Origin of the sequence: Vibrio sp. V43_P6S15P86 (assembly GCF_009904725.1) — a bacterium.
Lineage (GTDB): Bacteria > Pseudomonadota > Gammaproteobacteria > Enterobacterales > Vibrionaceae > Vibrio > Vibrio diabolicus.
In genome coordinates, this window is the sequence record NZ_WXWT01000351.1 from 1 (window position 1) to 4,354 (window position 4,354).

A 4,354-nucleotide genomic window follows, 5' to 3' on the forward strand; every position below is an offset into this window, starting at 1 on the left:
AGGTACTACTATCTCTATTCTCCCGTTAGTAATTACTTACTTATTTGCTTCGAAACAGATGATTAGCGGTCTGACATCAGGCGCTGTGAAAGGTTAAGAGAAACTTAAGGCATAAAAATATAATGGATAAATTCCTATTACCCCAAGATTCACAAATGCGTCGCCCAGATTTCTTGTTTGGTGTCGCAACTTCTTCTTACCAAATTGAAGGCGGTGCACAGCTGGGCGGTCGTACGCCCTCTATTTGGGACACATTCTGTAATAAACCAGGCGCAGTCGCAAATGCCGACAACGGCGATGTTGCGTGTGACCACTTTCACCTCTGGAAACAAGATATTGAGATGATCCAGGAGTTAGGGGTTGATGCGTACCGTCTGTCGATAGCATGGCCGCGCATTCTTCCTCAAGATGGCAAAATAAATGAAGAAGGGCTGAAGTTTTACGAGCAAATCATCGATGAGTGCCACGCTCGCAGTCTTAAAGTATTCGTTACGCTTTACCACTGGGATTTGCCTCAGTATCTTGAAGACAAAGGTGGCTGGCTAAATCGTGAAACGGCCTACAATTTTGCTGAGTATGCGAATATCGTGAGTGGTTACTTTGGTGACAAGATCGATTCGTATGCCACACTTAATGAACCGTTCTGTGCTGCCTATTTAGGGTATCGTTGGGGCGAACATGCACCAGGTCTTAAAGGCGATCGCGAAGGGTTTCTGGCCGCGCACCACTTAATGTTGGGGCATGGACTGGCGATTCCGCACATGCGTAAGAACGCACCGAATGCGTTACACGGATGTGTCTTCAATGCGACGCCAGCCTATCCATACTCAGAGGCGGATGCAGAAGCGGCTGAATACTCTGATGCAGAAGGCTTCCACTGGTTTATGGATCCGGTACTAAAAGGCTCATATCCAGAAGCAGTATTAAAACGCCAAGCGAACAACTTACCAATGATTCTGGAGGGTGATCTCGACATCATCCGCACTGACTTAGACTTTATCGGAATCAATTTCTATACCCGTTGTGTGGTGCGTTACAACGAACACGGCGGTATCGATACTGTGCCGCAACCCGATCACGAACACACCTTTATTGGTTGGGAGATCTACCCGCAAGCACTGACCGAATTGCTACTGCGCTTGAAATTACGCTATGAGAATTTGCCGCCACTGTATATCACGGAGAATGGTGCTGCGGGCGATGATCACTATGTAGATGGCGAAGTGAATGATGAACAGCGTGTGCGTTACTTCCAATCGCACCTAGAAGCGGTAGATGAAGCAATCAGATCCGGTGTGAACGTCAATGGTTACTTTGCTTGGAGCCTGATGGATAACTTTGAGTGGGCGTACGGCTACAAACAGCGTTTTGGTATCGTACATGTTGATTACCAAACCCAGAAACGCACCTTAAAGCAGAGTGCGATCGCGTACCGAAATATGCTGCTAGATCGAGCTGAGGAGAACAAATAATGGCGAAAGTAGAATTCAAAAACATCAAGAAGTCTTACGATGATGTGGAAGTGGTAAAGCATTTTGACTTCACGGTACAAGATGGTGAGTTCGTGGTTTTCCTTGGTCCATCTGGATGTGGAAAATCGACCACGCTTCGTATGCTGGCGGGATTGGAAAGCATCACGGCAGGCGAGATTTACGTTGGCGATAAGCTGATGAACAAAATCGATGCGAAAGACCGTGACCTAGCGATGGTGTTCCAGAGCTACGCGCTCTATCCACACATGACAGTGTACGAAAACATCGCGTTTGCACTTAAGCTCAAGGGAATGCCGAAAGATCAAATCGATGTGGAGGTGCGTAAAGCGGCCAAAATGCTGGAGCTGGATACTCTACTGGAGCGAAAACCAAAAGAGCTTTCGGGTGGTCAGCGTCAGCGTGTGGCTATGGGACGAGCGATGGTGCGTACGCCTAAAGTGTTCCTATTTGATGAGCCATTGTCGAACCTTGATGCCAAACTGCGAGGTGTGATGCGTGAAGAGATCAAACAGCTTCACCGCGAGCTTAAAACCACGACCATCTATGTGACTCACGATCAGATTGAAGCAATGACACTGGCAGATCGTATCGTGATTCTTAAAGACGGTTACGTGGCACAGGTTGGTACTCCAACGGAAGTGTTCCAACGTCCTGCGAACAAGTTCGTGGCGCAGTTCATTGGTAACCCATCTATGAACATGTTGGATGCGAAGCTAGTAGGCGAAGAGGGTAACTGGAAAGTGGCGTTAGGCGACGTTCTTCTGCCTCTTCCAGAGCGCTTTAAAGCCCATGCCTCGAAGAACCTAGCGCTGTATTTTGGTGTGCGTCCAACCGACATCCATCTACGTGCTGAGCAAGTGGAACACGAGCGTGTGTTGCCAATCCCTGTTAAAATCAACGACAAGGAGCTGCTTGGCGCGAGCATTCTGCTCAAAACGGAAATCGCGGGTCAGCCTTTAATGGTCGAAACACAAGCCGCGGAAGTGGATGTTGACATGTTAACGCTATACTTAGACCTTGATGCTATTCACTTGTTTGATGCACTGAGTGAAAACTCACTTGCGACTTTTTAATTTTTGTTGATGGACAAGATTAAGAGCCAGTGCTTGTGCACTGGCTTTTCTTATTTAAAGGTCCTTTATCAATGATATTGAGTGAATAGAGCTCATAACTTATATTTCTGCTATTGGCTTGTTCATATTGGAACTGTCGGATAATTATGAAAAAGAAAAAACGCTCTCCTTCTATTTACGATGTGGCCAAGTTAGCTGGCGTCTCCCCGAGTACCGTTTCACGCTTTTTAAATCGCACCACGTTTATCTCTAAACCCAAAACCATCGCGATTGAAGACGCGATAAAAGCGCTGGGTTACAAACCCAATTTCCACATGAGCCAAGGCAGCAATACACGTTCGATGACGATTGGTGTACTGGTCCAAAATCCAGAGAGCCCGTTTACCAGCCGCATTTTTAACGATATGGAAAGCTTTCTTGGGCCTAAAGGTTATTCTTTGGTGATTGCATCTGGATATTGGCAGCACAGCATGCAGCTTCAAGCCTTGGAATACTTAGAAAAGAGCAATGTCGATGGCGTGATTGTGGTCGCGGGCAGTTTGACTGAGCAAGAGCTAACTGACTATGCAAAGCATATTCCGGTGGTTGCCGTGGGGTACAGTTATGCTGGAGAAAGGCTCAAATCGGTCAACATTGACAATGTTCTGGGGGGGCATATGGCAACCCTTCATCTACTGCAACAAGGACACGTGAACATCGCACACATTAAGGGCTTGCTTAACCAGCCAGATGCGGTTGCTCGCTTTGTCGGCTACAAAAAAGCACTGAATGAAGCAGGAATTAAAATTCGCAATAATTTGATCAAGCAGGGTGACTTCAGTAGCGAGACTGGCTATGAGCAAACGGTGCAGTTGATTGAGTCGAAGGTGCACTTCTCTGCGTTGTTTGCTGCCAACGATCAGACGGCATATGGCGCTATCAAGGCGTTGCATGATAATGGTTTGAGAGTACCAGAAGACGTATCTGTGGTTGGTTTTGATGACCTTCCGACATCGAAGTTTTTTACTCCTGGGCTTACAACATTGCGTCAGCCTGTCGAAGAAATAGGCGTAGTCTGTGCGGAGTCGATTTTAAGTTTGCTGACGGGAGACAAATGCACAGCTCGACTCCCTCCGATTGATCTTATCGTGCGAGAGTCGACAGTATCTAAGTTCCGTAAATAACTCCAAACAGACCTTAAGCAGGCAGCAAGTCTGACTGATAATAAGCCAGTTCGATCGGTAATATTGGATTGGTTAAGTGAAATACACGGCGCTGGTGGAGCTTTACTGCTCGTACATCGGCTCCGTAAGTGTTTTCAAACAAACTATCCAGTTCACCACTGATTTTGCAAAGTGACAAACCGTGTTCGATATCGGCTAATAAGTCAGTTTGCTCGGGGTGACAATAAAACACCAAAGGAAATGGGTAATAGAGTAAAAGCGTGGGCTCTACAACTAAGTCAGGAACCAGCTGTGCATACTCTGACAAGATAGCTTCGGCTTCATTCGCGCCCAGTGCCATGTAATCACATTCACCACTTTGTACGGCGAGTAATCGCTCTTCTAAATTACCTTGCTCGCTGACGTGATATTGGTTCTCGCGAAACAAATCTGCATCTGCCCAAGTTGCGGGTATACCAATATTGCGCTGTTTGAGCTGGCTTTCATTCAAGGTACTGAACTCATTCAGTCTATCTTTATGGATAATCAGAACGCGGCAGCCTAATAGCCCCCGACACAAAGGCTCTGGTAGCATCAAATACGAGCCATGAGTGAACTTCTTGTTTCCTGCTACTGTGACCAATAC

At 46.7% G+C, this 4,354-nt stretch carries 4 protein-coding genes and 1 pseudogene; 4 read left to right on the plus strand and 1 reads right to left on the minus strand.

Annotated elements, in window-relative coordinates:
* The 4 genes and pseudogenes from CAG69_RS15785 to CAG69_RS15800 form a co-directional block, all read left to right on the plus strand.
* Positions 1-97, plus strand: a pseudogene (locus tag CAG69_RS15785) (carbohydrate ABC transporter permease); the annotation flags it as partial.
* A gap of 25 nt (positions 98-122) precedes the next feature.
* Positions 123-1,472 carry a GH1 family beta-glucosidase gene (locus CAG69_RS15790; RefSeq protein WP_161445063.1) on the plus strand — a complete coding sequence of 450 codons (1,350 nt, stop codon included), beginning with the start codon at positions 123-125 and terminating at the stop codon, positions 1,470-1,472.
* The gene (locus CAG69_RS15795) at positions 1,472-2,566 is read left to right on the plus strand and encodes an ABC transporter ATP-binding protein (RefSeq protein WP_161445065.1); all 1,095 of its coding nucleotides are present in this window, start codon (positions 1,472-1,474) and stop codon (positions 2,564-2,566) included. Before CAG69_RS15790 ends, CAG69_RS15795 begins: the two co-directional genes overlap by 1 nt.
* A 146-nt stretch (positions 2,567-2,712) precedes the next feature.
* Complete coding sequence (locus CAG69_RS15800) at positions 2,713-3,729, plus strand: LacI family DNA-binding transcriptional regulator (RefSeq protein WP_161445067.1); 1,017 nt, start codon at positions 2,713-2,715, stop codon at positions 3,727-3,729.
* Between the two features lie 13 nt (positions 3,730-3,742).
* Here CAG69_RS15800 and CAG69_RS15805 read toward each other — a convergent pair.
* On the minus strand, positions 3,743-4,354 hold a 612-nt coding region (locus tag CAG69_RS15805), incomplete at its 5' end, for a transporter substrate-binding domain-containing protein (RefSeq protein WP_161445069.1).